The sequence below is a fragment of the Streptomyces misionensis genome, from assembly GCF_900104815.1.
Lineage (GTDB): Bacteria > Actinomycetota > Actinomycetes > Streptomycetales > Streptomycetaceae > Streptomyces > Streptomyces misionensis.
Genome location: NZ_FNTD01000004.1, coordinates 1,305,531 through 1,329,657 on the forward strand (window position 1 = coordinate 1,305,531; position 24,127 = coordinate 1,329,657).

Here is a 24,127-nt window from a genome sequence, read left to right on the forward strand (position 1 = left end):
GCAACGGATCGTCGACGGCGCTGGGCAGCCGGGCAGCCGGGCACCTTCATGCCACCTTGATGACAACCTTGCCCGAGGTGTGGCCGTTCTCGACAGTGGCGAGGGCCGCCGGGGCGTCGGAGAGCGGATGGACCGCGGTGATCACAGGTGAGGGGGCTCCCTCGATGGCGAGCCGGGCAAACCGCTCCAGGTTCTCGCGGTCGATGCGACGCTCGACGAAACGCCCACCGAGATCGGGCACAGACATATCACCCACAGCGATGACGTTACGGGGATCCTGGGCCAGCGGAGCGACCGCTGTCCGCAGCGAGGCGCCTCCGACCAGGTCGACGATCCCGTCGAAGCCGTCCGGAACCAGCTCGCGTGCCGCGGAGACGACGTCCCCGGCCGTGTAATCGATGAACCGCACCCCGATGGCCGCGGCGTGCTCGCGTTTGGCGGTGCTCCCGGTGCCGATCACACGCAGCTCGCGCCCGACGGCCAGCCGGGCGACGGCGAGGCCGACCCCGCCCCCGACCCCGTTGACCAGGACCGTGGCACCGGCCGGGAGGCCGAGCTGGTCGAGCACGTCCACTGCGGTCGTCCCGGCCACTGGCAGCGTTGCGGCCACGGTCACGGACAGCCCCTCCGGGATGCGCGCGGTGTTCAGCACGGACAGCACCGTCGTCTCGGCGTAGGTGCCGCCACCGGTGAGTGCGAAACCGAGGACCGCGTCACCCACCTCGAGCCCGTCGACGTCCTCGCCCCGCGCGAGAACCGTTCCGGCTGCCTCCATGCCCAGCACGCGGGGAAACGGACGCCCACCGTCGAGCCCGTCGACCAGACTCGAGCGCAGAAGGTGGTCGAGGGGATTCACGCCGACGACGTCGACCCGGGTCAGCACCTCGCCGCGACCGGGGACGGGATCGGGACGATCGAAGAACTCCTGCACCTCAGGCCCCCATACCTGCCGAAACCCCACGCCTGCCCCATCTTCTGCCGCCGCGCCGGCTGGCCTGCGAACGGGGACACAAACCGGTTCCGTCCTGCGCGACGGCGGCCGCTGAAATGCCCGGCTGACCGTTCACGGCAGGCGACTGCTTGTCGAGCGTGTCGGCGTCGGCCGTCCTGTCGCGCATGTTGCGGCCGAGATGGGCATCTCCCGCGCAACCGCCCACAAGTGGCTTTGTCGCTGGCGGACGGAGGGCGAGGCCGGCCTGCACGACCGTTCCAGCCGCCCCCTGACGACACCGCACCGCACTGCACCGACGGTGGAGGCGCAGGTGTGCCAGCAGCGGCGGATACGCGAACCCGGACCGGCCCGCCTCGGCCCGATCCTGGGCCTGCCCGCCTCGACCACCCACCGGATCCTGGTCCGTCACGGTCTGAACCGGCTGGCCCACCTGGACCGGCCGACCGGCCAGGTCGTCCACCGCTAGGAACGCGACCGGCCCGGCGAGCTGGTCCACGTGGAGGTCAAAAAGCTCGGCCGCATCCCCGATGGCGGCGGCCACAAGGTCCTGGGCCGCCAGGCCGGCCGGGCCCGACGCAGCAACGTGGGCTTCGAACAACGCTGCGGGTCAATACACCTAGCACGTCCTGCGGCGGCTTCGCCGAAGGCAAGAACGACCTGTTCACCCACCCTGTCCTCACCGAGATCGGCAAGGCGTACGACAAGTGACTCCAGGACGCGGCCAACCTTATCCGCCCGCTCCAGGTCCGCGCCGGCCGCGAGACGCTCACGCTTGGCTACGCGGGCGTGTGCTCGTCCTTCCTGCGGCACGCCGCGATCGCCGCCATAGGCGCGGCGGCCGAGGCCGCCGTCCACGCCAGGGCCAGAGCCAAGCGAGCCTCCGTCAAGACGGTCAGGATCGCCGCGAACCTGAGCGGTCTGCACGTGCAACTCACCGCCGACGGCACCGTCACCTCGTGGGTCGACCGCGCCAAGCCGACCCCGAAGCCCGAACCGCAGCCGCAGGAGCGCGAGCACGTCCGCAACGACACCCTCGCCGACGGCTCCCCGGCTCGCGTCTGCAAGCTCTCGGCCGACCACTGGCAGGCTTGCCTCGGTGCTCCCGGGAGATTCCATCCCACGAGAGACGGGTCCTATCCAGTCAGACGCGCGAAGAATTCCGCCAGCTCACCGGTCGCCGTCAGCGGCAGGACGTGAGCCACGTACTGATCCGGGCGGACCACGATCACAGCGCCGTCACGAGAGATCCCGCGTGCCGCGAAGATGTCGTCCTCGGGGATCACCGCATGGACACGTTCGCGGTCGACGAGGCCGTAGGGGCCGACTCTGGGGCGGAAGACCTCGGGCACGTCGGACAGTTCGACCGCGTGGTGATCCTGCTGGTAAGTGACCTTGAGGTCGAACCAGTCGTCCGGCCGGACGCCCTCGGGGAGCTTGGCCAGGGGCGCGTCCGGGGAGGAGGTGAGCCACTGGGCGAGATCCGTGAGCGCGGAGGCTTCCCCGGGTGCCGGACGGTCCGCGAACACGTAGATCCGCCAGCGGCCGTCGGCTGTCGCGTGATGGCCGAGGTGCACCGGATTGGTGTCGGCGACCCGGCGTACCCTCGCCGAGGCGAACCGCTGCCCGACCGGGAAGCCCTTCGCGCAGTCCTGGTACGTCGGCGGCCCCACGATCAGCGACGGCTCGTACCGGGTGCGGAATCCGGTGCGGAACTCCTCCGTGGACTTGAAGTACTCCGGCAGCTCCGCGGCGTCGGCGAACTCCCCGGCCTTCCTGGCCATCATCGACGACCATGCCTTGTCGAAGTCGATCAGGTTCTTCGCGATGGCCTTGCGCTCCGCGCTGTACGTGGTGAGCAGCGTCTCCGAGGCCCGGCCGTCGAGGACGTGTGCCAGCTTCCAGCCGAGGTTGAAGCCGTCCTGCAGGGAGACGTTCATGCCCTGGCCGCCCTTGGCACTGTGGGTGTGGCAAGCGTCGCCGAGGATGAACACGCGCGGCATCCGCACGCCGGTCTCGTCCGCAGGCACGTCGTCGAACTGCTCGGCGAGCCGGTGGCCGACCTCGTACACACTGAACCAGGCAACCTTCTTCACGTCCAAGACGTACGGGTGCAGGATCGTGGCGGCCTTCGCGATCACGGTGTCCACCGGTGTGGCGCGGACCTTCCGCGCGTCGTCGGCGGAAACCTCGCCGAGGTCGACGTACAGCCGGAAGAGGTGGCCGCCCTCGCGGGGGATGACCATCATGTTGCCGCCGGTGCTCGACTGGATGGTCGACAGCAGGCGGACGTCGGGGAAGTCGGAGCGCCCCCTACGCGGGATGCTGACCGTCTTGGACTGTGTGAAGGAGAGGATCTCCTCCAGGCTCTCCTCCTTGCCCAGGCCGGAAGCCTTCACTCCGCCGAACGGCAGCCCGGGGAAGTGTCGCGAGGAGTCGTTGATCCACACGTACCCGGCCTGCAGGTCCTCCACGAACCGGTGCGCCCGGTCGACGTCCTGGGTCCACACACTGGCGGTCAGCCCGTAGCGCACGCCGTTCGCGATCTCCACGGCCTCGTCGTCGGTGTCGAAGGTGAGCACCGAGAGCACCGGACCGAAGATCTCCTCCTGGGCGATCCGCATCCCGGGCGTGACGCCGGAGAACACCGTGGGCCGCACGAACAGCCCCTTGGGCAGATGCGCCGGACGGCCGCCGCCGGTGGCGACCAGTGCGCCCTCCTCGCGGCCGATCCCGATGTAGCCGGTGACCCGCTCGTAGTGCTCCCGGGAGACGAGCGCGCCCATCTGCGTGGATTCGGACACCGGCACGCCGACCTCGATCTCCTCGACCAGTTCGACGACCCGAGCGAGCACCTGGTCGGCGATCGAACGGTGCACCAGGAGCCGCGAGTTCGAGCCGCAGGACTCGCCCTGGGTGGCGGTGAAGTTCATGCCGAACACGGCGCCCCGGGCCGCCGCCTCGATATCGGCGTCGCCCAGCACCACCATGGCGTTCTTGCCGCCGAGTTCCAGGCTGACGTGCTTGACCCCGGCCCCGGCGGCGACGCGCTGGATGTCACGTCCGGTCCGCTCGCTGCCGATGAACGCGATCCGCTCGATCTCCGGGTGGGCGGCGATCGCCACGCCCGGTGCGGGGCTTGCTCCGTTGACGATGTTGACCACGCCCGGCGGCAGCACCTCGGCGATCAGCTCACCGAGCCGGATCGCGGAGAGCGGCGCCTGCGGCGGCGGCTTGAGGATGACGGCGTTGCCCGCCATCAGCGGCGCCCCCAGCTTGCCCGCCCCGAAGAACACCGGGTGGTTGAACGGGATGATCCGGCCGACGACCCCGTACGGCTCGGGCCGCGAGTAGTGCAGACCGGTTCCGGCGCCCGGGTAGGTCTCGCCCTTGATCATCAGGGCCCAGTCGGCGAACATCTCAAGATGGTCGGCCGCCCACAGGGCGTCCTTGCGCATCGAGGTGACCGAGCTGCCCCCGTCCAGGGCGTCCAGCAGACCCAACTCGTCGGAATGCGCCCGGATGTGCCCGGCGAGCTCGCGGAGCGCGGACGCCCGGCCCTGGGGCGAGTAGCGGCGCCAGATCTCGAAGCCGCGCCGGCCCGACTCCACGGCCGCCTCGACATCCGCCGCGCCGCCGTCGGCGACCTGGGCGAGGGGAAGCTCGGTGGCCGGGTCGTACGTCGTGAAGGTTGCACCGCTCGCCGCCGGGCGCTGCTCGTTGTCGATGAGCAGCCCCCAGTCGCGGGAGCGGATGGTGTCCAGGGTGGCCCGGTGGGGCGCGTAGGCGTCCGCGTAAGGCGTCGTAGCGGTGGATGACATGGTCTTCCTCGTCACTTCTGGTCGTTCGTCCCGGCGGCGATCCGCTCGCGCAGTTCACGCCAGCGCTGTCCGCACACGGCGGACGCGGCGGCGTACTCCTCGGGGAGGTGGTGGTACGGAGACCGGACCGGGCCCGGGCGGCAGTAACCTGCGGCCGCGATCCGGGACTTCTCGATCTGGGTGTTGTACGAGGCGAAGATCTCCTGGTCGGCGAAGAGATGCGCCAGCGGCTCGTTGGCCCACGCGATGCCGGCCACGGCCCGCCCGGCCACCTCCGAGTCACCGCGCCGCAACGCGTCCATCAGGGCGATCGACGGCTCCGGCCCCATACCCGCGGCGGTGGCCCAGCAGGCGGTCGTCGTCTGCGGCGCGCGGGCGGCGAAGTCATGGACGACCATGTCACTCGGGATGAAGTTCACCTTCTTGCCCGTGACCTCGAGCATCCGCTCCAGCTGGGGAGCGCGGGACACCTTCGCGGACGTGACGGTGGGCGCCTGCGAGGACACGCTCTGCCAGAACTCGACGGGGAACGTGTAACGGAACGCGCGGGCGTTGGCGTACACCATCAGCGCGAGGTCGGGGAACGCCGCACTGGCCTGGGCGTAGTACTCGACCGCCATCACGGTGGTCAGCGGCTGCCACATCGGCAGGCCCAGCAGGGCGCCCGTGGCCCCGGAGGCGGCGACCTTCCGCAGCCGACGCGCCGTACCGTGGCCGCCCGCACCGGTCGCGCCCACGAACACCGGAACGCGGCCGGCGACCGCCTCGACCACGGTGTCCGTGACGACGTCGAAGTCGTCCTCGCTCAGCGCCGGGCACTCGCCCGTCGTACCGAGCGCAATGATCCCGGATACGCCGTCGCGGATCAGCCGGTCGACGACTCGCGCCGTCTCGTCGACGTCGACGGTGTCACGGGCGTCGAGCCGCTCCGCACCCGGCAGCGCCGGGGTCGGGATGATGCCGTACATGCCGTTGATCTCGGCCGCGGTGATCATGGTCGGGCCCCCTCGGTCAGCTGCTGCTCCATCAACATCGGTGTACCTCCGCGTTGTTCTTCCGGTTCCGCGTACATGTCGGGCCGGAGAGTGGTCACTTGGTGAAGTTCGGCGGAGGCGGGCCGGCGTACCCCCAGGTGTCGCCCTTCCACTCCTCGCCCCAGAACTTGGCCTCCAGCGGGCCGTCCATCTCTTCCTCGACCTGTTCGAGCTCGGCGTAGTACTCGATGAACACGCCGGCCGGGTCGGCGTAGTAGGTGAAGATGTTGTGTCCCGGCCCGTGCCGTCCCGGGCCCCACACACAGGCGGTGCCCTCGCGGGTGAGCGAGCCGAGGGCCGTCATGACGTTGTCCATATCGACGACGTCGAACGCGATGTGCTGTACACCGGTGCGTTCGGAGTCGGTCACGGCGAGGCTGTGGTGGTCCCGATTGCAGCGCAAGAACGACATTCCGCGCGCGGTCCGGTCGCTGACCCGCAGCCCGAGGGCGGCGTAGAAGCGTTCCAGGGTGGCGCGCCGCGGAGTGTTGAGGACGACGTGACCGAGTTTGCGGGGCGCGACGATCCGCGCCCGGTGGTTCTCCTCGGTGAAGGCCGCGCCGTACAGCAGTTGCACCACGTTGCCGTCGGGGTCGCGGACGGCCGCACTGGCCTGGTGGCCCGGCGCGACGGCCGCGCCGGGCTCCCGCTCCAGCCGACCACCGGCCGCGACCGCCGTCTCTACTGCCGCGTCGAGGTCGGCCCGGGACGCTACATCGAAGGAGATGTGCACAAGCTCGCCGCGCTCGGCGCCGGCCTGTGACTGTTCGAGGGAGAGCCCGTGGTGTGCGGACGTCATCGTGCGGAGATATCGCCGCCCCGAGTCACCGTCCCCGTTCACGGCTTTAAGCCCCCACCGGTCGAGGTAGAAGTCCTCCGTCCGGTCGAGATCGGGGACGGACAGGGCGATGTTGTTGAGCGTCTGCACATGAACCACGGGAGCCTCCGGTTTCGGCCGTGCGGGGAAGGCGGCGTTCCGCGCGCCGTGCGCGATCCCGCCACCGTGGTGCCGGGGCCGCATCAGCCTCTTCAGTGATGGAGAACGAAGTCCGCCACGAGCCGGTTGAACTCGTCGGCGTGCTCGAGCTGCGCCCAGTGGCCGCAGCGGTTGACGATGTGCGCCCGCGAGTCGGGGATGTTCGCCGCCAGCAGCAGCACCGTCTCGAAGGGCACGACCCGGTCGTCCCGGCCGTGGATCAGCAGCGACGGCGCGGTGATCTCGGCGAGCCGGCTGGGGTCGGCCCAGATCGTGATCGGTGCCTTCGGCCCGTGCTTCGCGATGTTCGCGAGGTGCTCGGGGCGCTTGGCGACAGCCGCGGAGCGCTGCTCGGACAGCTCGGGGGTGGCGAACCGCTCCTTGTCGTAGACCATGATCTCGACAAGCCGCCGCATCTGCTCCGGACTGTGGTCGGCGTAGCTCTGAGCCATCACCTTCAGGCCCTCGCTCGGGCCGCCTCCGGCGCCGAAGAGGATGGGCTTCAGCTGGATCGGGGCGCCCATGGTGATCAAGTGGGAGACCCGTTCGGGCCGTTCGATCGCCATCCGCAGCGAGGCGTGGCCACCCATCGAGTTGCCGACGAACGCGGCCTTCTCGACACCGAGCGCGTCGAGCAGCTCGCAGATCACCTCGACGTGGTCGTAGTCCGAGAAATCTGCCTCGTCGGACTGGCCCCAGCCCGGAAGGTCGGGGGCGATCACCCGCAGGCCCGCTGCGGCGATGGCCTCGATGTTCGGGTTGTAGTTGCTCCAGCCGGTCGCGCCGGGCCCGCCGCCGTGCAGCAGGAAGACCGGGTGTCCGTCAGCGGGGCCGGCCTCGTTGTAGTGGACGTTCCAGCTCTTGGTCCGGACGTCCCGGGCGACGTCCGCTTCGGTGAGAGTCATCAGTGGGCGCCTTTCGCGGGCGTGTTGGTGAACGGGGCCTGGCCGAGCAGGTCGTGGACCAGCTCCGGCGGGCGGTGGCCCCAGCTACTGAGCTTGCCGAGGGTCTCGACCTGCCAGGTTTCGTCGTCGATCAGCAGTCCGCCCCAGCCGTACTCGACGGAGAAGCCGGAGGGTGTACGGACGTAGAAGCTGAACATGTGGTCGTTGGGGTGCATGCCGAGCGTCATCTCGAACGGCTGCTTCGCGTCCATGCACCGGTCGTACGCCATGCCCACGTCGCGGATGTCGCTGACCTCGACCATGAAGTGGTGTATCCGCTTCGGGTTCGGCATGTTGCCGAAGGCCACGGTGTGGTGGCGCGGGTTGCAGTGCAGGAAGACGACGTCGGCCACGATGCCGGGGGCGACCTCCTCGACGATGAAGTCACTGATCCGGAAACCGAGCAGCTCCAGGTAGAACGCCAGGTACTCCTCGCGGCTGACGCCCTTGGAGACCAGCACTTCGTGCCCGGCGCCGCCCGCACCGGTGACGAACCTGCCCAGCAGGACGTCCGACTGGAACGGGGCCTGGGCATCGGCGAAGCCGGTGACCAGCTCGATCCGGTTGCCCACGGGGTCGGTGGTGAGCACGATCCGGTCGACCTGACGGGCCGCCGCCAAGGCGGAGTCCCCTTCGACGGCCTCGACGCCGGCCGCGCGGAGCCTCTCGACGATCCTGTCGAGCGAGCCGCCGCTCTCCACCGCGTAGCCGGTGGCGCTCAGGTCGTCCGCCGCGCCTTCGACGCACAGCCAGCGGTACGCCTTCTCGTCGGTACGGAAGCTGATCGAGCCGGCATCCTTGTGCCCGACCTGCATGCCCAGCAGGCCCGCGGCGAAGTGTTCCCAGTCGGCGAGATCACTGACCTCGTAGACGACGTAGGCGAGCTCCTTGACTCCGGTCATGGGTGTTCCCTCTCATCGGACGGTGGGATTCAGAGGGCCGGAACGGTGAGCCCGGCCTTGTCGGACGCCGCGACGAACTTGTCCGGCCGCAGGGCGATCGCCCGCACGCCGTAGCGGGCGAGCCAGCCGAGCAACACGCCCTCGAGGTCGACGAGTTCGTCGGCGCCCCGGGTGTACGCGGTCTTCGGCCGGACGGTGAGGTAGCGGGCGCCCAGTGCGTCCCACTCCGCCTTCTCCTCGGCATCGAGCAGTGACCGCGGGTCGACGTCGGCGCCCAGCAGTACGAATTCGGAGCCGATGAGTTCGTCGAGCCGGGCGATCCTGCCCGTCGTGTCGGCGACCGTGGGCTGGGGGATCATGCGGCCGACGATCGAGGCATCCGCGATCTCGCCGCGCAGCCAGCCCGCCACCAGGACCGGCGGGGCCATCATCGGCTCCTCGTACGGCGTCACCGTGTTCTCCGGCACGGCTTTCATCGCCTCGAGTTCCTCGGGCGAGACCTGCTGTTTGATGACACGGCCGAACTGCACGGCGATCTGCGTGAACATCTCGACGTTGGGACGGCGCTCGGCCTCGTACGTGTCGAGCATCGCCACGTCCAGCTCGTCGCGCAGCACCCGGGACAGCTTCCACGCGAGGTTGTGGGCGTCACGCATGCCGGACTGCATGCCGGCGCCGGCCCAGGGCGGCATCAGGTGGGCGGCGTCACCGGCCAGGAAGATCCTTCCCTGCCGCCAGGTCTCAGCCGCGCGGACGTGGTGGCGGTAGAAGGCGTGCTGGTGGATCTCCACGTCCTCGGGCGTCACGCCCATCGCCTTCAGCAGCGGCCAGACCTGCTCGGGGGTCGTGAAGTCGTCCTCGGTCTCGCCGGGCTTCAGCGGGATCTCCCAGCGGTGGTTGCCCGCCGACAGCGCGATGTCGACGACCGGCCGCTCCTTGTCGCTCCAGAAGGTCAGCAGGTCGCGGTCCGGCCACCAGCGCTTGACCCGGCAGTCGATCACGATCCACAGCTGCGGGTCGGTGTCGCCCAGCATCGGGATGTCCAACAGCCTCCGGGTCGGGCTGGAGCCGCCGTCCGCGGCGAGTGCGTAGCGGGCCCGGGTCATGGTCTCCGCGCCGGTCGTCCGGTCACGAGCAGTGATCGTCACACCGGTGTCATCCTGCTCGACACCGATGACTTCGGCGCCGTAACGGACCTCGATGCCGTCGAGCTCCTCCGCGCAGCGGCGCAGCTCGGCCTCCATCCTCGGCTGATAGATGCTGAAGAAGCGCGGCTTGGTGTTGCGCGTCCCGAGCGCCGAGGGCGGCTGCTGGGCGCGGAGGATCTCCCGGCCGTCGTACGTCTTCCAGCGCAGCTGGCTCTGCGGCTCGATGACCTTCTCGATCCGCTCGTCGATACCGAGGTCCTGGAAGATCCGCATCGTCCAGTCGTTGACCGTGACCGCCCGAGCACGGGCGTAGATGTCGTGGTCCCGTTCGAAGGCGATCACGGAGGTGCCCATCGTGGCCAGGGACAGCGCGCCGACCAGGCCGGTCGGGCCGTACCCGATGATCGCGACGTCGGTGTCGAAGTGTTCAGGCATCAGTGCCCTCCGAGTTATAGACCGCCCGGTCGATTTCCTGGTGATCAGCGTCACCTCACGGAAGGGGTCCGGTCAATCGGCGGCATCGCGGATTCTGCGCAGCAGAATTTGCTTGGAGCCTGCGGCTCGTCCCGGCCGCAGGTCCGCGGACTCCGGCGCCCTATGCTTCGCGCGTGGACAGGCAGCGAGTCAGCAACCGGCGGGGCAAGCAATCACGCGAGGACATCCTGGAGGCGGCCGCGCGCATCATGGGGCAGCGCGGCTATGCCGCGACGCCGCTCTCCGTCGTCAGCAGGGAGATCGGGCTGGCGAAGAGCGTGATCTTCCACCACTTCCGCACCAAGGGCGGACTGCTCTCGGCAGTGATGGAGCGCGGCCTGAACGACTTCTTCCGGGCCATGAGCACCGCGTACGCCGACCCTCCGGCCGGCACCGCCGAGGAGCGGCTGCGCTGGTTCCTCCGCAAGGCAGCGGGCGTGCTCACCGAGCGGGAGGAATTCCTTCGCCTGCACCTGTTCCTGATCCTCAGCGAGGAGAGCGACGAGGCCGAGCCGGAGGTGAAGGAAACCCTTGCGAAGGTCCGCCGTGAGGGCCGGCGGCATGTGCATCACATGATCCGGGAGTCTTTCCACGACGAAGGCCCCGAGATCTCCCGGGCAGTCGCGGACCGGCTCGAGTACGCCGGCATGGCCGGCATCGACGGCACGTTCCTCGCCGCCCAGGCCGAGCGCGACCGCTCGATGGCGGACGACATGGATCTGCTGGCCGAGACCCTCGCGCTCATGGGAGAGCGGCTGGCGGCGAGACTGCGCTCCGAGACGAAGCCCACGCCCGGGGGCGAGTCAAACGGAACACGGCGGATCTAATCCGTCTCGCGCGAGGTCGACCCCGCTCGGCTCGGTGCTCACGCGATCACCGCCCCGGTGGCGTCGCCGTCCAGCGAGCGCGCGGCAAGTTCCGGCAGCCGGTCCGTCCACGGCGCGGCCGCGGCCGTCTCGGTGCGGGCGGCGATCTGCTCTCGCAGCTGCTCCAGCCGCGTCGCCAGCAAGTATTCGGCCACCCGTTCCCGGGCCGATTCGGCGGCCTTCGTCGCGGCCGCGACGGCGTCCGCACCGTGCGGGTTGTGCTGGAACCGGCGGCGCCCTTTCAGGACTGGCGTCGGTCGACAGTGATGGACTCGATGACGATGTCCCTGACGGGGCGATCGTTGCGTCCGACGTCGCTCTTGGCGATGGCGTCGACGACGTCCTGGCCTTGGATCACCTCACCGAGGATGGTGTGCCGGTTGTTGAGGTGCGGCTGTGGTCCGACGGTGATGAAGAACTGTGAGCCGTTGGTACCCGGGCCCGCATTGACCATGGCCAGCCGATAGGGCCGGTCGAACTTCAGCTCCGGGTGGAATCCGTCCTGGAACCTGTAGCCCGGGCCGCCTGTGCCGTTGCCCAGCGGGTCACCGCCCTGGATCATGAAGCTGGAGATCACGCGGTGGAAGGTCGTTCCGTTGTGGAGCGGACCTGAACCCGGCTGGCCCGTTTTGGGGTCAGTCCACTGCCGGCTCCCGTCGGCCGGACCGACGAAGTTGGCTACCGTCTCGGGCGCGTGATCAGGGAATCCGTCCCGTCGTCTCTGCCTCCGGATGAGGCGTCCACAGTGCGCGTTGTGATGTCGCGCGTGCAGTACAGCGCGATGGCCGACACGCCTATGGCGAGGGGGACCCATTGCGGCTGGACGAAACCGACATACTGGAACCAGACCCGACTACCCGAGACCATTTGCGTGGATGATCCCAATACCGCGGCAGCGTTCACGCCGACGAGGGCGTAGCCGATTCCGCGCGTCCGGCGTTCCGTCCGGGGAGTGAGGGCCGCGGCCATTGCCAGGAGGCCCGCCAGCGTCAGCGTGGAGATCCCGCCAGGGGGCAGCCAGTAGCCCCAGTCGATGCTGTCGTCCGCCGCGGCGGGCGCGACCACCATGGCGTAGGCGCAGAAGAGGAGCGCCGACGGGAGGAACCGGAGCGGCAGGGCCACGCGTGCCCGCCAACGGGGTCTTGCCTGCACTGCGAACCATACGATCAGCCCCACAGAGGCGATGGCGACCGCGCCGACGCCGCTGGCTACGTCGCGACCGTCATAGGCTCCGTCAATATTGGCCGCGGTCACCGTGGCGGCCACCAGCGCGATGAGGAACCAGACCGCGATCGCGATCCAGGACCGCGCCGCAACGGGCTTCCGGGGAGAGGGGTCACCGGTGGACGACGACGGCCAAGCCTCTGTCAGCGGTGCGGTGGCCGCCGGCACGGGCTCGGGCGCGTCCGCAAGCCCCCGCAGGGCCCGGGCGGCGTCGGCGGCACTCGCGTACCGCTCTGTGGGGTCCTTGCGCAAAAGTCTGAGCAGGACAGCGTCCCAGGCCTCTGGCACACCCGCGGAAACGGAACTGGGCGCGGGTGGCTGCTGGCTCAGATGCGCCGTCAGATAGCCGACGCTGTCCGGTGCCTGAAACGGCAACCTGCCGGTGACCAGCTCGAAGAGCAAGCAGCCCAGAGCGTACAGATCGCTCCTCGGTTCCGGGTGACCGCGCGCCTGCTCCGGCGCCATGTACGGGGGCGTGCCCACGATGAATCCGGTCTGGGTCAGCCGGTCAGCAGTCGCGTAGGGATCGGCGGCGCGTGCGACACCGAAGTCGAGGACCTTCACCGTTCCGGAAGGTGTGACGAGGATGTTGGACGGCTTGATGTCCCGGTGCATGATGCCGTGAGCGTGCGCGTCACCCAATGCGTCGCATATCTGAGCGCCCCACCGGGCCGCCTCGGCCAGGTCGACGGAGCCTTCGCGGAGCTTGACGTCGAGCCCTTCGCCCCGCACCAACTCCATGACCAGAAAGGGCACGGTGCCTCTCTGCGTATCGCTCTCGCCGAGATCATGGACGGACACGATGTACGGATGCTGGAGCCGGGCGGTGATCCGTGCTTCGCGCAGGAACCGGGCGCGGGCCTCATCCCCACGGCTTTCCCCCCCGGCGAGAAGGGAGATCACTTTGACAGCGACCTGCCGGTCCAGCGTCTCGTCCCGCGCCTCCCAGACCTCGCCCATGCCGCCCTCGCCGAGCTGCCGGACCAACCGGTAACGCCCTCCCAGAAGCTGGCCCTCCACCGCGCGCCCTCCCCGTCGTGGACTCACCTGTGCGCCGTCTCCCCGAGCCCCCCGATCATGGCACGCGACGCAGAGCGCCACCCGCAACATCTGAGATTCAGAAGGCGTTATCAGGCGATGGCTCTGTTCACGTCGCAGAGCAGCGTTTGTCGAGCAGTTCGGGAGGAGGTGGCCACCCTGGATGTTCCCGACTTCGGGTTCTGGTCCAACTTCTGTGGTGTGCCTACTCCCTGTGACCGTGGGCCTTGCTGGTAGGTCCCGCGAGATGTGACCGAGCACCGTACTTGGCCCCGGTGGACAACTTCGATGCATAAACGGGGCCGAGGCCGGGCGCTCAAGGCGAGGAGGCCCAGGGGTCCTCCGACGGTTCGGGCTCTTGGGGGTGGAGCATGCAGCGAATACAGCGCCGGAGTCCCGGTTCACCGGATCCGGCGGCGGCGTTCATCCACGGCAGGGCGTCCATGGCATGCGCGCGTTCGTCTGTGGCGAAAGTGTTGATGGTCTGGTGGAGGTCCTCGGGGGCGGGTTCGTCCGTGAGGCAGAGCCAGCCGATCGCCGCAGCTAGGCGGACTTCGGGGGCCTCTGTCCAGTCTTGCCACCGCTCACGGAGCCACCAGACGGTCGGCGGATGTGCGTGGGCCCGGGTGGTCTCCGCGGCGGCGAGGAGCAGGGCGGCACGGACTATGGCGTCATGTTCCGTGGCGAACCTGGTGGCGAGGGCGGTTCGGACCGTGTGGTCGGAGTCGGCGGCGGTGGCCAGAGCGTAGGCGGCGTCGATGCGGATGGTGGGGTCGGAATCGTTGAGAAGAGGCAGGAGCACGGGTGCTTCGGCGGTGATCGCGGCGCGGGCGGCGGCCACCGACCAGCCTGCCGGGTAGCCGGTCACCTCGACGCCGTAGTCGTCGGGGGCGTGACGCCGAGGATCGGTGCGGTGGAGCAGGAGTTCATCGCGGGAGGCGACGCCGAAGTGCTGGGCGCGGGCCGGGCTGGAGAGTACGCCGAGGGCGGCGGCACGGTGTGGGTGGTGGGCATCGGTGGCGATGGGGATCAGGAACGGTACGGTGAGGGCGACGGCGGCCCGGCTGTCGTTGGCACACAGACCCCCCAACACGTCCGTCGCGTGGCTTGCGGGGTCCTCGCCTGTGTGCAGCAGATGAACGGCCTTCCGGGCATCGTTCCCGTGAGGGAAGTTCCCCCACGGAACGGCGTCGAGAAGCAACCCGCTGTGGGCCCCGGACTGGATGCCGGCCACCACCGCCCGCACATCGAACGCGCCTCCCGCGAACGAGGCCAGATCCACTCCGTCCACCAGCGCCCGGCACATCTCGAACGCCGGATCGGTCCGCCAATCCCTCACACCACACCCCCGCCATCGAATCCCCAGAGATTCGATCATGCCTTGCCCGCCCGCCCGTCCGTCCCCGCCGGTCGGCTGCCGGACATCCAGGGGCACATCCCGACACACCACGAAGCGCCGAGAACCCGGAAGGCACCCTTCTCAGGGCGAAATGCGGTCGGGCCAACCGGAATGCTCAGGGACTACCTATCGCGTTCAGTCACACGAGATCGTCTGGAAACCGCCGGTGCCGACCGCGTTTGGGCTGATGGTTCTGGGCTGTGCGCGAGGTGCTGCTCCGGCTGGAAGAGCTGCTCTTCCTGGCGGATCCGGGCATTGAGGTGGAGTCGATGCAGGACGATGGCGAGGTGCTCCGAATCGGTGTCAGATGCCGGACGACCGGGGCTCGGTGCCCAGGCTGCGGAAGAGATGGCCCTGTACTACCGGGCCAAGGCCTACCGCGACACCGGACACGGCCCGGAATCACGCCGCGGATACCAGCAGGTCGCCGACGGCAACGGCCGCCTCGCCCCCGCCGCCCGCCGCGGCCTCGCCCAGGCCGCCCGCCTCGCCGGCGACTTCCCCACCGCACACGCCGCAGCACAAACCCTCGGCTGGGAAGGACGCCACCACCGTGTCCTGGGCGACCTGTGGTGGCTGCAAGGAGAACCCGACGCGCCGCGGCCGCCTACCTGGCCGGGCGCACCGAAGCCGAACAGCACGGCGTCGCCGGGGAAGCAGCCCACAACCAGGCCCTGCGCGCCCTCGCCGTCGCCTTCTACGACCCCCGCCAGGCCGACGACGAGATCGACCTCGCCCACCAGCTCCTCGCCAGCCTCGACATGCGCGCCACCACGATCAACGCGGCCATCGCCGCCCCGATCCGCGACGCCGGCGATCCCGCACTCGACGAGCGTATCCAGACCTGCGCACCGAGCTGGACACCGCGGGCCTCATCTCCATGGCCCCCACCCTCGAACTCTCCGCCGCGTTCCACCAGGCCGTCCTCGACGACCACGACGCCCTTGCCGCCACCGTCTCCCGGCTGCGCGAACAAACCCAAAGCGGGGACTACGCCTACTACGTCGACATCGCCACCTTCATGGCCGGCCTCCCCCTCCCCGCCGGCCACACCCCGCCGCACTGGCTGGACGGCGAACAGACCACCCGCAGCCGGTGGCGCACCCTCGTCACCACCCACCAGCACCACCTTCACAACCACCGGTAAGCCGCCTGATCTGCATATACGACTGCGGCCCGCGAACACCTGGTGTGTTCGCGGGCCGCAGCCAAGGGAGATGGTCAGGGGGTGAGGTCCAGGACACGGACCGGCTCGCCCTTCCAGCGGTCGAGGGCGGTCGTGGCGATCACCGCCCCGTCCGGACGGTCCGGGGTGGGCTGCGCAGCGTACTGGCAGTGCGCCGCGGCCCAGGTGTCCTGCTGGGCCACTGCCAGGGCGGAGGGCAGGTCCAGGTCCAGGACGGTGATGCCGGGAAGCACGGCAAGGTGCTCGGCCGTACCCGGCCGGGCACGATCGGCTTCGACCAGCACGCACGCCGGGGCATAGAGGTACCAGCCGGACTACGCATGGGCGCGGTGGATCAACCGCGAGGCCAGGGCGTTCCCGCGGCCGGCCGCGGCCATCGCGGTGTCGTCCAGGACGATGTGCATCGCGTCGCTCACCGGGCTCCCGCATCGGCCAGCCGGCGGTCCAGCTCGCTGTCGAGGTCCTGCTCCTGCGCCCGGGTCGGCGCGTAGCCCGTCCACTCCTGAAGGGCGGCGCGGGCCCGCTCGGCGCGCTCGGCCCGCTCGGCGGGGGTGAGCAGAGTGTCGGCGAGGCGGGCCAGGTAGGCACGCAGCGACATTCCCTCGGCTGCCGCGATGGCGGCGAGCCGGTCCCGGGCTTCCTCCGGGATGCGGACGTTGACGTCGGACATCATCACGGGCCAGTCGTGCCCTCACCCAGACGGTCCGGGCGTCCATCCCTGCACCAAGTCCACCGTAGGAGGGGGAGCCGGACCCGGCCGTTGCCGGCAGTCGGCAGTCGGCAGTCGGCAGTCGGCAGTCGGCAGTCGGCAGTCGGCAGTCGGCAAACAGAACAGTGATTCTGTTAGTGTTTCTCCTCAAGAAGAACAGGAATTCTTTTTGTGGGAGGTGTGGTGCCTCGGCTCACCGACGCACGCAAGGAACTCCGGCGTACTCAGATCGCCCAGGCCGCCGTCCGCTGCTTCAGCCGCAACGGCCTGGAACGGACCTCAATCGCCGACATCACCGCCGAGTCCGGCCTCTCGGCCGGCTCGATTTATGCGCACTACCGCAACAAAGCGGACCTGGTCCAGGCCGCCGCCCGCGAGATGCTCGACAAGCGCGGCAGCACCATCGGCGAGTACGCCGCGGCGGACGTCCCGCCCGACCCCGACGAACTGCTCTCCCGCCTGGTCACCGCGATCGACCCTGCCGAGGCCCGGGTCGGCGTGCAGACCTGGGGCGGAGCTACCACCGACCCGGTCATCCACGACATCGTCGTCGACGCGACCGACCGGATGCGCGCGATGCTGCACGACTGCGTCACCGCATGGCTCGTCAAGGTCGAGCACCACGAGCCGGCCCGGGCCCGGGAGCACGCCGCCCCGATCGCCCACCGGGTCATGGCGCTCTACCAGGCCGAACTGCTGTACACCGCCCTGCGGACACCCGCCGAGGAGACAGCGTCATGACCACGCGGACCGCCTCGTTCGCCGACCGCACCGTTTTCCGGGTCGGCTACGGCGCGTTGCAGCTCGCGCGCCTGCACGACCGCCGCGGCGAGGCCGTCGCACTGCTGCGCCGCGCGGTGGAACTGGGCGTCGACCACGTGGACACCGCCGAGTTCTACGGCTTCGGCTTCGCCAACGACGTGATCCGCGAGGCACTACGCCCCGAGGACGACGTCCTGGTCGTCACGAAGGTGGGGGCCGCCCCCGATCCCGGCGGGCGCCTGCCGTTGCGTCTGGCACAGCGGCCCGAGCAACTGCGCGCCGGCGTCGAGGACAACCTGCGCAGCCTCGGCGTCGACCGGCTCGACGTGGTCAACCTGCGCCGCCTGGACACCGGCCCCGGGCTGCGTCCTGCCGGGGACCAGGTTGTCGACCTCGACGACCAGCTCGCGGTGATGACCGCCCTGCGCGACGAGGGCAAGATCGGCGCGATCGGCCTGAGCAGCGTCACCCTCGACGGCCTGCGCCGCGCCCTGCCCGCCGGCCTCGTCTGCGTGCAGAACGCCTACAGCCTCGTCTCCCGCGGCGACGAGGACATGCTGCGGCTGTGCGCGGCCGAGGGCATCGCCTGGGTGCCGTTCTTCCCGCTGGGTGGGGCCTTCCCCGGCCTGCCCAAGGCGACCGACGAGCCGACGGTGCACGCCGTGGCCGAGTCCCTGGGCGTCACGCCCTCCCAGGTCGGCCTCGCCTGGCTGCTGCACCATGCCCCGAACGTACTGCTCATCCCCGGTACCGCGAACGCCGCCCACCTGGAGGCCAACATCGCGGTCAACGAGATCACCCTCGACGCCGCGACTCTCGCGGCCCTCGACGCCGTCGAGTCCCGCTCCAGCGACGTCCCCATCGGCTGACCGGAACCGACGCGGCCGGGTCGCGACCACACCCCACGCCGGGCACCCTGACGGCCGTCAGGCCGCACCGGAAACCCCAGATCACCAGGCTCAAGGACGGATCATGAAGGCCATCGTCTACCGCACCAACGGTGCCCCCGACGTTCTCCAGCTCGTCGACCGTGACCTGCCGGCACCCGGGCCCGGCGAGGTTCGCGTCCGGGTCGCCGTGTCCGGGGTCAACCCGACCGACTGGCAGGCGCGCTCCGGCCACCCCGTGCGCTTCTGCGAGGTCACCCCGCACCTCGACGGCGCCGGCACGATCGACGCCGTCGGTGAGGGCGTCGACCCCAGCCGGGTCAATCAGCGTGTCTGGCTGTTCATGGCCGCTGCCGGACGGCCCACCGGCACCGCTGCCGAATTCACCGTTGTACCCGCTGATCAGGCCGTGCCGCTGCCCGACGAGGCCGGCTTCGACCTCGGCGCCGCACTCGGAGTCCCCGCGCTGACCGCGCACCGCGCGCTCACCGTCGCCGAGGACGGGCCGCGTCGGCTGCGGCCCGGGGCACTCGACGGCAAGGTGGTGCTTGCCGCGGGCGGAGCCGGAGCGGTCGGGCACGCGGTGATCCAGCTTGCCCGATGGGCCGGTGCCACCGTGATCAGCACGACCAGCAGCCCGGAGAAGGCCCGGCTGGCCACCGCCGCCGGAGCCCACCACGTGATCAACTATCGCGAGGGCGACCCGGCCGCCGAAATTCGCGAGATCGCCCCGGACGGCGTCGACATCGTCGCCGAGGTAGCCCTGGGTACGAACCTCGCACTGGACCTGGCCGTACTGCGAACCCGCGGCACCATCTCGACCTATGCCAATGACGGTGGGAAGCCGATCGAACTGAACGTGCCGCAGAACATGGTGCTGAACACACGCTTCCAGTTCCTGGTGCTCTACACCGCCGGTCCGCAGGCACGCGCCGCGGCCGCCCAGGACGTCGCCGCCGCGGTGCACGACGGCGCGCTGCCAGTCGGCGAGGAACACGGCCTGCCACTGATCCGCTTCCCCCTCGACCGCACCGCCGACGCGCACCGCGCGGTCGAAAGCCGCGCGGTCGGCAAAGTCCTCGTGGACGTCATCTCCTGACGTCCCGCCGCCCACCACGCCCCCACCCGCCGCCCCGGGGAACCGGCATGGGCCACGGATGCCGCCGCGCCCCGGTCGTATCCAGCGCGCCCGGCTCCACGAGCATGGCGGAGCAGCACGTCCCGTTCACGCGCGATGGCCGCCCGGTGTGTGGCGTGTGTCCGTCCCTTCGGCTTCCGGGGGACGGTTCGACGTCGTACAACGCCTTTCCCGGGATTGCCCGTTCGATCCGGCCGTCGGCCACCGGTGCACTGCGGCCGGCGTACCGGAATGCGTACACCGCGACCAGGTGGGGCTGCCGGCCCCCGTACTCCACCAACCGGCTCCCCTTGCCGTGGGAGACCCCGCCGCCCGCAGAGGCCGGAGTCCCCGCGTAGGTCGGCGCGGCACTGCAGCGGCACCGCCGGAAGCCTGCGCCGACCTGATCCGGCAAACGACCGAGATCCTGCTCGCCTCGGTATGTCCGGTCCACGTGAGGGTGATGAGTATCCGGTGATCAAGGCGAATCGGCTGCGACGGCGGCGTTACGGCTGGCCGTGCTGGTCCTTCGAGGAGTTGGCCGGAGCTGAGGCTCGGTCAGCCTGCCGCTGGCGATATACCCTCTGACGGCATGCCGACCCGTAGTACAGCGAATCCGCACGTCCAGTCGTAACGGGCCTGCCGCACCCACAGCCGCACGAGCGGCCCGATCCCCGCCCACCGTTACGCTTACGCGTGAGGGAAGTACGGCAGGCCCGCGAGCATGTCACCCCTCGCATCAACACCTCGGCCCTGCGCACCACGACCAGGCCGCAACCGGCGACACACGCCTGCGGTGAGAGAGCCGCGCCGCGGCCGGCCAGGTCCCACCACTCGGCAGACTCGGTCCGCCGAGTGGAGGCGGCCCGGGTCAGGCCCCTATCCGGGTCCGGGCACCCCCGCTCGTAGCACGCCTCGCAGATCAGGAAGCGGGTGAACCTCTGGCGGCCTCCCTGTCGCCGGACGCCGTCGACCAGGTACACCGTGCCGAGAAGGCCGGCGCCGCACATCACGCAAAGCCGAGAAGAACCTTCACGGATACCCATAACGACTTCAACGACTGGCACGGCTAGCCGTAACTCGGGTCGGCCGCCCCGGGCAGCAAGCGGCCCTGGGCGGCCCCGGCCTCGGCCAGCACTGCTGTGGCGGGGCCCGGCAGCCCAGGTTCAGGTGAGGAGCGCGGCTGATTGCCGGCCGGGGCGCAGGTGTGGTTGGCCGGTGGCCCGACATACGCGCACCCTGAGCAGCGCACCCAGCCCGCCTCCCTGATGGCCGCCTCGACTACCGAACGCTTTGGGCCGAAGCCGGCCGAGACCAGCTGGTGCGGCAGGCGCACTTCCTCCACAGCGAGCAGGGCGGCGGCCGCGGTGACATCGTGCCCCTCGGTGCAACCAGTCGGGCCCGGGCAGGGTGTGCACGGCCTCGGCCGGGATGTGGTGCAGGTCGGCGATGGCGAGCCGGGCCGGAAGCTCGGGGGTGGCGGCGCCGCTCTCCCAGCGGCTTTGCGAGCACCCCGGCATCCGCAAGGTCTGGGTCGACGGCGGCTACCGCCAGCACCTCGCGAACATGCCGCCACCCTCGGCATCGACATGGAGATCAGCCACGCACACCCGGGACCAAGGGTTTCACCCCGATCCCGCGGTGAGCGGTCGAGCGACTCGTGTTCAAAATCACGGGGAAACTCCCCCCTCCCCCTCAGCCTGGACGACGTCCACATAGATAATGTTTGCGGCTCTACACGTGGGCGAGGCCGGGGATCCTGTGATTGCAGGCCCGGCGTGGGTGGGCAGCGTTCGCCCGGACCCGGTCCCGCCGTAGGAGAGAATGATGGATGTGCAGCCGCAGACCGTTCATGGGCGAGAGCCTCTGATCGGCAGGGAGAAGGATCTGCGGTTCGTCCAGTCTTTCTTCGACGACTCCGCTCTGCTGGGCGGCGCACTGCTTGTCTCCGGTGACGCGGGCGTCGGCAAGAGCGCCCTACTCGACGCGGTGGCCCTGGCCTCGGCTCGGCGCGGAAACCGTGTGCTGCGGGCGGCCGGCGCGGAGTTCGAGGCGGATGTCAGCTATTCGGGCCTCAACCAACTGCTCATCCCGCTGCTGGACGATCTTGACCGGCTGAGCACCGCGCACCGTGACGCCGTGCAGGTGGCCATCGGCCTCGGCACCGGGCCGCCGCCCGATCGCCTGCTGGTCTCTACCGCCGTGCTGTTCCTGCTGCGGCGAGTCGCCGCCGAGACCCCGCTGCTGCTGGTGGTCGACGACCTGCCCTGGATGGACAGGGCGACCAACGCGGTGCTGGGCTTCGTGGCCCGCCGCCTGGCCGGCAGCCGGGTGGGTTTCCTGGCGGCCTCCCGCAGCCACTCCGACAGCTACTTCGAGCGGGGAGGACTGCCCGAGTACGTCCTGCCGCCGCTGGACGAGGCCGCGGCCGTTGAGCTGCTGTCCAGCAGGCACCCGGGTCTGGCCCCCGCAGTACGCCAGCGCCTGATGGCCGAGGCCATGGGCAATCCACTGGCCCTGGTGGAACTGCCGGCCTCCCTGACCGGGGCGCAGCGCTCTGCCTTCGCCTCGCTGCCCTCGGTGCTGCCGCTCAACCAGCGGCTTCAGGCGCTGTTCGCGTCGCGTGTCGCGGTCCTTCCCGCCGCCTGTCGTCAGCTCCTGCTGGTCGCGGTGCTCGACGGAACAGGCGATCTGGCGGTGATCGAGGCCGCGGCGGCCGGCCGGGCCGGTCTTGTGGACCTCGCTCCCGCGGAGCGTGACCGTCTGGTCAGGGTGGATCCAACCACCCGGCGACTCTCCTTCGGCCACCCCCTCGTGGGCTCGGCCGTGGTCGAGGAGTCCGCCGCAGGTGACCGGCGGTGGGCCCACCAGGCGCTGGCCGACGCTCTGGTCGGGCAGCCCGAGCGACGCGCCGCACACCTCGGCGAGGCGGCTGCCGGCCCGGACGAGGAGGTCGCCGACCTGCTCGAACAGGCCGCGCGTCACCGGCTGATCCGTGGGGACGCGGTCGGCGCGGTGGCCATGTTGATCCGTGCCTCCGCACTCAGCCCGCTGGCGGTGGACCAGAGCCGGCGGCTGGCCGAGGCCGCCTACATTGGCGCGGACGCGGGCGGGGAGGTCACGGGCGCCTCCCAGTTGCTCGCCGGGGCACGACGGGTGAACCCGGCCGGGCACGACTCCCTGCACGCTGCCGCCGCGGCCGTTTTCCTGCTGATCAACGGGGATGGTGACGTCGACACCGCGCACGGGCTGTTGCTCGGTGCGATCCGCTCGGCCCACCACGGCCGGGCAGGCAAGGACAGCGCCGGGGAAGACGCCATGGCCGACGCGCTGCACACGCTGGCGCAGGTGTGCTGGCTCTCGGGCCGGCCGGCGCTGTGGCAGCCGGCCCTGGAGATCGTCGACCGGCTCGCGGCCGACGTCCCGGAGCTGACCTGGCTGGTCAGCCGTACGTTCGCCGATCCCGCACGCTGCGAGCCCGAGACCCTGGTCAGGCTGGACGCCCTCATCGCCGACTCCCGCAACGACACGGATCCCACGCGGGTCATACGCGTCGCCACCGCGGCTGCGTTCCCCGACCGTCTCACAGATATGGGTGAGGCCATGCGGGAGGTGATCCGCCGGGGCCGTGAGGGCGTCGCGCCCGTGGGGCGCCATCTCGGTGCGCTGATGCTCGTATGCCTGGACTACTTCTTCGCGGGCCGCTGGCAGGAGGCAGGGGAACTGGCCGACGAGGGCCTGCCACTGTGCGAAGAACTCGGCTACAACTTCTTCCGCTGGTACTTCCAGTACATCCAGGCGCTCCTGGCCGCAGTTCAGGGGAACTTCGTCTCCAGCACCGCGCTCGCCGACGAGGTCTCGCGCTGGGCGGCACCCCGTGGGGCGCACGGCGCCGATCTCTTCGGCTACCAGCCGAGAGTACTGACGGCTCTGGGCAGCGGCGACTTCGAAGCCGCCTACCGGCACGCAGCCAAGATGAGCCCGCCCGGCACTTTGGCCCCGTACATCCCGCATGCCTTGTGGGTCGCGATGGACCTGGTGGAAGCGGCGACACGGACCGGGCGTGCGGAGGAAGCCGCGGCCCACGTAGCGGCGATGCGCGCCTCAGCGATGCCCCGGCTCTCGCCCCGTCTGGCCATGCACACCCTCGCGTCCGAGGCCCTCGTCGCACCCGGCGACGAGGCCGGCGTTCTGTTCGACCGGGCACTGGCGGTCGCGGACACCGAGCGCTGGCCTTTCGACCGGGCCCGCGTGCACCTCCTCTACGGCGAGCACCTGCGACGGCTGCGGGCGATGTCTGCGTCCAGGCCCCATCTCACCGAGGCACTGGAGACGTTCGAGCGTCTCGGCGCGGCCCCCTGGACCGCTCGTGCGGCAGCCGAACTACGCGCCTCCGGCCATGCCGTGTCCCGGTCCACCGGGATGGGCAGCGCCGAACTGACCGCGCAGGAGCGGCAGATCGCGGTCCTGGCAGCCTCCGGCCTGACGAACAAGCAGATCGGCGAGCGGCTCCATCTGTCGCACCGCACTGTCGGCACACACCTCTACCAGCTCTTCCCGAAACTCGGCATCACCTCACGCACCGCGCTGCGTGACGCGCTGACCGAGCTGGACGCGAAAGAAAGCCGCTGACCACACCGGTGGTCACCAGTCATCTGACGTATGCCCGTCGCGGGCCCATGGCGGAACGT

At 70.2% G+C, this 24,127-nt stretch carries 18 protein-coding genes and 4 pseudogenes; 9 read left to right on the top strand and 13 right to left on the bottom strand.

Annotated features, from left to right (window positions below; all coding sequences use genetic code 11):
* Positions 1 to 46 precede the first annotated feature (46 nt).
* On the bottom strand, positions 47 to 931 hold the full coding sequence (locus tag BLW85_RS07420; protein ID WP_074991615.1) for a zinc-binding dehydrogenase: 885 nt from the start codon (positions 929 to 931) through the stop codon (positions 47 to 49).
* A gap of 124 nt (positions 932 to 1,055) precedes the next feature.
* On the opposite strand from BLW85_RS07420, the pseudogene BLW85_RS07425 reads away from it, so the two are divergent.
* Positions 1,056 to 1,562, top strand: a pseudogene (locus tag BLW85_RS07425) (leucine zipper domain-containing protein); the annotation flags it as partial.
* 98 nt (positions 1,563 to 1,660) lie between these two features.
* Positions 1,661 to 1,777, top strand: a pseudogene (locus BLW85_RS07430) (4-hydroxy-2-oxovalerate aldolase); the annotation flags it as partial.
* 308 nt (positions 1,778 to 2,085) lie between these two features.
* On the opposite strand, the gene BLW85_RS40065 reads toward BLW85_RS07430, so the two are convergent.
* The 6 genes from BLW85_RS40065 to BLW85_RS07460 all read right to left on the bottom strand — a co-directional run bounded on the left by BLW85_RS40065 (position 2,086) and on the right by BLW85_RS07460 (position 10,209).
* Positions 2,086 to 4,770: an aldehyde dehydrogenase family protein gene (locus BLW85_RS40065; RefSeq protein WP_074991616.1), complete on the bottom strand. Its 2,685-nt coding sequence runs from the start codon at positions 4,768 to 4,770 to the stop codon at positions 2,086 to 2,088.
* 11 nt (positions 4,771 to 4,781) lie between these two features.
* Complete coding sequence (locus tag BLW85_RS07440) at positions 4,782 to 5,765, bottom strand: dihydrodipicolinate synthase family protein (protein WP_074991617.1); 984 nt, start codon at positions 5,763 to 5,765, stop codon at positions 4,782 to 4,784.
* A gap of 94 nt (positions 5,766 to 5,859) precedes the next feature.
* The gene (locus BLW85_RS07445; RefSeq protein WP_167381388.1) at positions 5,860 to 6,741 is read right to left on the bottom strand and encodes a VOC family protein; all 882 of its coding nucleotides are present in this window, start codon (positions 6,739 to 6,741) and stop codon (positions 5,860 to 5,862) included.
* Positions 6,742 to 6,833: 92 nt separating this feature from the next.
* Entirely contained in the window at positions 6,834 to 7,685 is an 852-nt protein-coding gene (locus BLW85_RS07450; RefSeq protein WP_070028043.1) for an alpha/beta fold hydrolase, read from the bottom strand.
* Positions 7,685 to 8,626: a VOC family protein gene (locus BLW85_RS07455; protein ID WP_074991619.1), complete on the bottom strand. Its 942-nt coding sequence runs from the start codon at positions 8,624 to 8,626 to the stop codon at positions 7,685 to 7,687. The genes BLW85_RS07450 and BLW85_RS07455 overlap by 1 nt, the downstream gene beginning before the upstream one ends.
* A gap of 29 nt (positions 8,627 to 8,655) precedes the next feature.
* Positions 8,656 to 10,209: a bifunctional 3-(3-hydroxy-phenyl)propionate/3-hydroxycinnamic acid hydroxylase gene (locus tag BLW85_RS07460; protein WP_074991620.1), complete on the bottom strand. Its 1,554-nt coding sequence runs from the start codon at positions 10,207 to 10,209 to the stop codon at positions 8,656 to 8,658.
* Between the two features lie 173 nt (positions 10,210 to 10,382).
* Here BLW85_RS07460 and BLW85_RS07465 point away from each other — a divergent pair, with 173 nt between their 5' ends.
* Positions 10,383 to 11,075, top strand: coding sequence for a TetR/AcrR family transcriptional regulator (locus BLW85_RS07465; protein ID WP_070028046.1), 693 nt, complete (start codon positions 10,383 to 10,385; stop codon positions 11,073 to 11,075).
* A gap of 38 nt (positions 11,076 to 11,113) precedes the next feature.
* Here BLW85_RS07465 and BLW85_RS40070 read toward each other — a convergent pair whose 3' ends face one another.
* From BLW85_RS40070 to BLW85_RS07485, 4 genes are all read right to left on the bottom strand, one after another.
* Positions 11,114 to 11,269, bottom strand: coding sequence for a hypothetical protein (locus BLW85_RS40070; RefSeq protein WP_244174839.1), 156 nt, complete (start codon positions 11,267 to 11,269; stop codon positions 11,114 to 11,116).
* 86 nt (positions 11,270 to 11,355) lie between these two features.
* A complete protein-coding gene (locus BLW85_RS39305; RefSeq protein ID WP_074996006.1) occupies positions 11,356 to 11,847 on the bottom strand; it encodes a peptidylprolyl isomerase in 492 nt (163 codons plus the stop codon).
* The gene (locus BLW85_RS07480) at positions 11,793 to 13,358 is read right to left on the bottom strand and encodes a serine/threonine-protein kinase (RefSeq protein WP_244174840.1); all 1,566 of its coding nucleotides are present in this window, start codon (positions 13,356 to 13,358) and stop codon (positions 11,793 to 11,795) included. The genes BLW85_RS39305 and BLW85_RS07480 overlap by 55 nt, the downstream gene beginning before the upstream one ends.
* Positions 13,359 to 13,692: 334 nt before the next feature.
* Complete coding sequence (locus tag BLW85_RS07485) at positions 13,693 to 14,754, bottom strand: hypothetical protein (RefSeq protein WP_074996007.1); 1,062 nt, start codon at positions 14,752 to 14,754, stop codon at positions 13,693 to 13,695.
* A gap of 901 nt (positions 14,755 to 15,655) precedes the next feature.
* Between BLW85_RS07485 and BLW85_RS39755 the strand changes: the two genes are divergently transcribed.
* On the top strand, positions 15,656 to 15,922 hold the full coding sequence (locus tag BLW85_RS39755; RefSeq protein WP_074991621.1) for a hypothetical protein: 267 nt from the start codon (positions 15,656 to 15,658) through the stop codon (positions 15,920 to 15,922).
* Between the two features lie 74 nt (positions 15,923 to 15,996).
* On the opposite strand, the pseudogene BLW85_RS07495 reads toward BLW85_RS39755, so the two are convergent.
* Positions 15,997 to 16,365 (bottom strand): annotated as a pseudogene (locus tag BLW85_RS07495) (PIN domain-containing protein).
* Positions 16,366 to 16,373: 8 nt separating this feature from the next.
* On the bottom strand, positions 16,374 to 16,631 hold the full coding sequence (locus BLW85_RS07500; RefSeq protein WP_074996008.1) for a hypothetical protein: 258 nt from the start codon (positions 16,629 to 16,631) through the stop codon (positions 16,374 to 16,376).
* A gap of 222 nt (positions 16,632 to 16,853) precedes the next feature.
* Between BLW85_RS07500 and BLW85_RS07505 the strand changes: the two genes are divergently transcribed.
* The 5 genes and pseudogenes from BLW85_RS07505 (at position 16,854) to BLW85_RS07525 (ending at position 24,068) form a co-directional block, all read left to right on the top strand.
* Entirely contained in the window at positions 16,854 to 17,411 is a 558-nt protein-coding gene (locus BLW85_RS07505) for a TetR/AcrR family transcriptional regulator (protein WP_167381389.1), read from the top strand.
* Positions 17,408 to 18,301: an aldo/keto reductase gene (locus BLW85_RS07510; RefSeq protein WP_074991623.1), complete on the top strand. Its 894-nt coding sequence runs from the start codon at positions 17,408 to 17,410 to the stop codon at positions 18,299 to 18,301. Before BLW85_RS07505 ends, BLW85_RS07510 begins: the two co-directional genes overlap by 4 nt.
* A gap of 103 nt (positions 18,302 to 18,404) precedes the next feature.
* Positions 18,405 to 19,418 (top strand): NADPH:quinone reductase, encoded by a 1,014-nt coding sequence (locus BLW85_RS07515; RefSeq protein ID WP_074991624.1) that lies wholly within the window; start codon positions 18,405 to 18,407, stop codon positions 19,416 to 19,418.
* A 1,521-nt stretch (positions 19,419 to 20,939) separates the two neighbouring features.
* Positions 20,940 to 21,078, top strand: a pseudogene (locus tag BLW85_RS40755) (IS5 family transposase); the annotation flags it as partial.
* 182 nt (positions 21,079 to 21,260) lie between these two features.
* On the top strand, positions 21,261 to 24,068 hold the full coding sequence (locus BLW85_RS07525; protein ID WP_074991625.1) for an AAA family ATPase: 2,808 nt from the start codon (positions 21,261 to 21,263) through the stop codon (positions 24,066 to 24,068).
* The last annotated feature ends 59 nt before the right edge of the window (positions 24,069 to 24,127 follow it).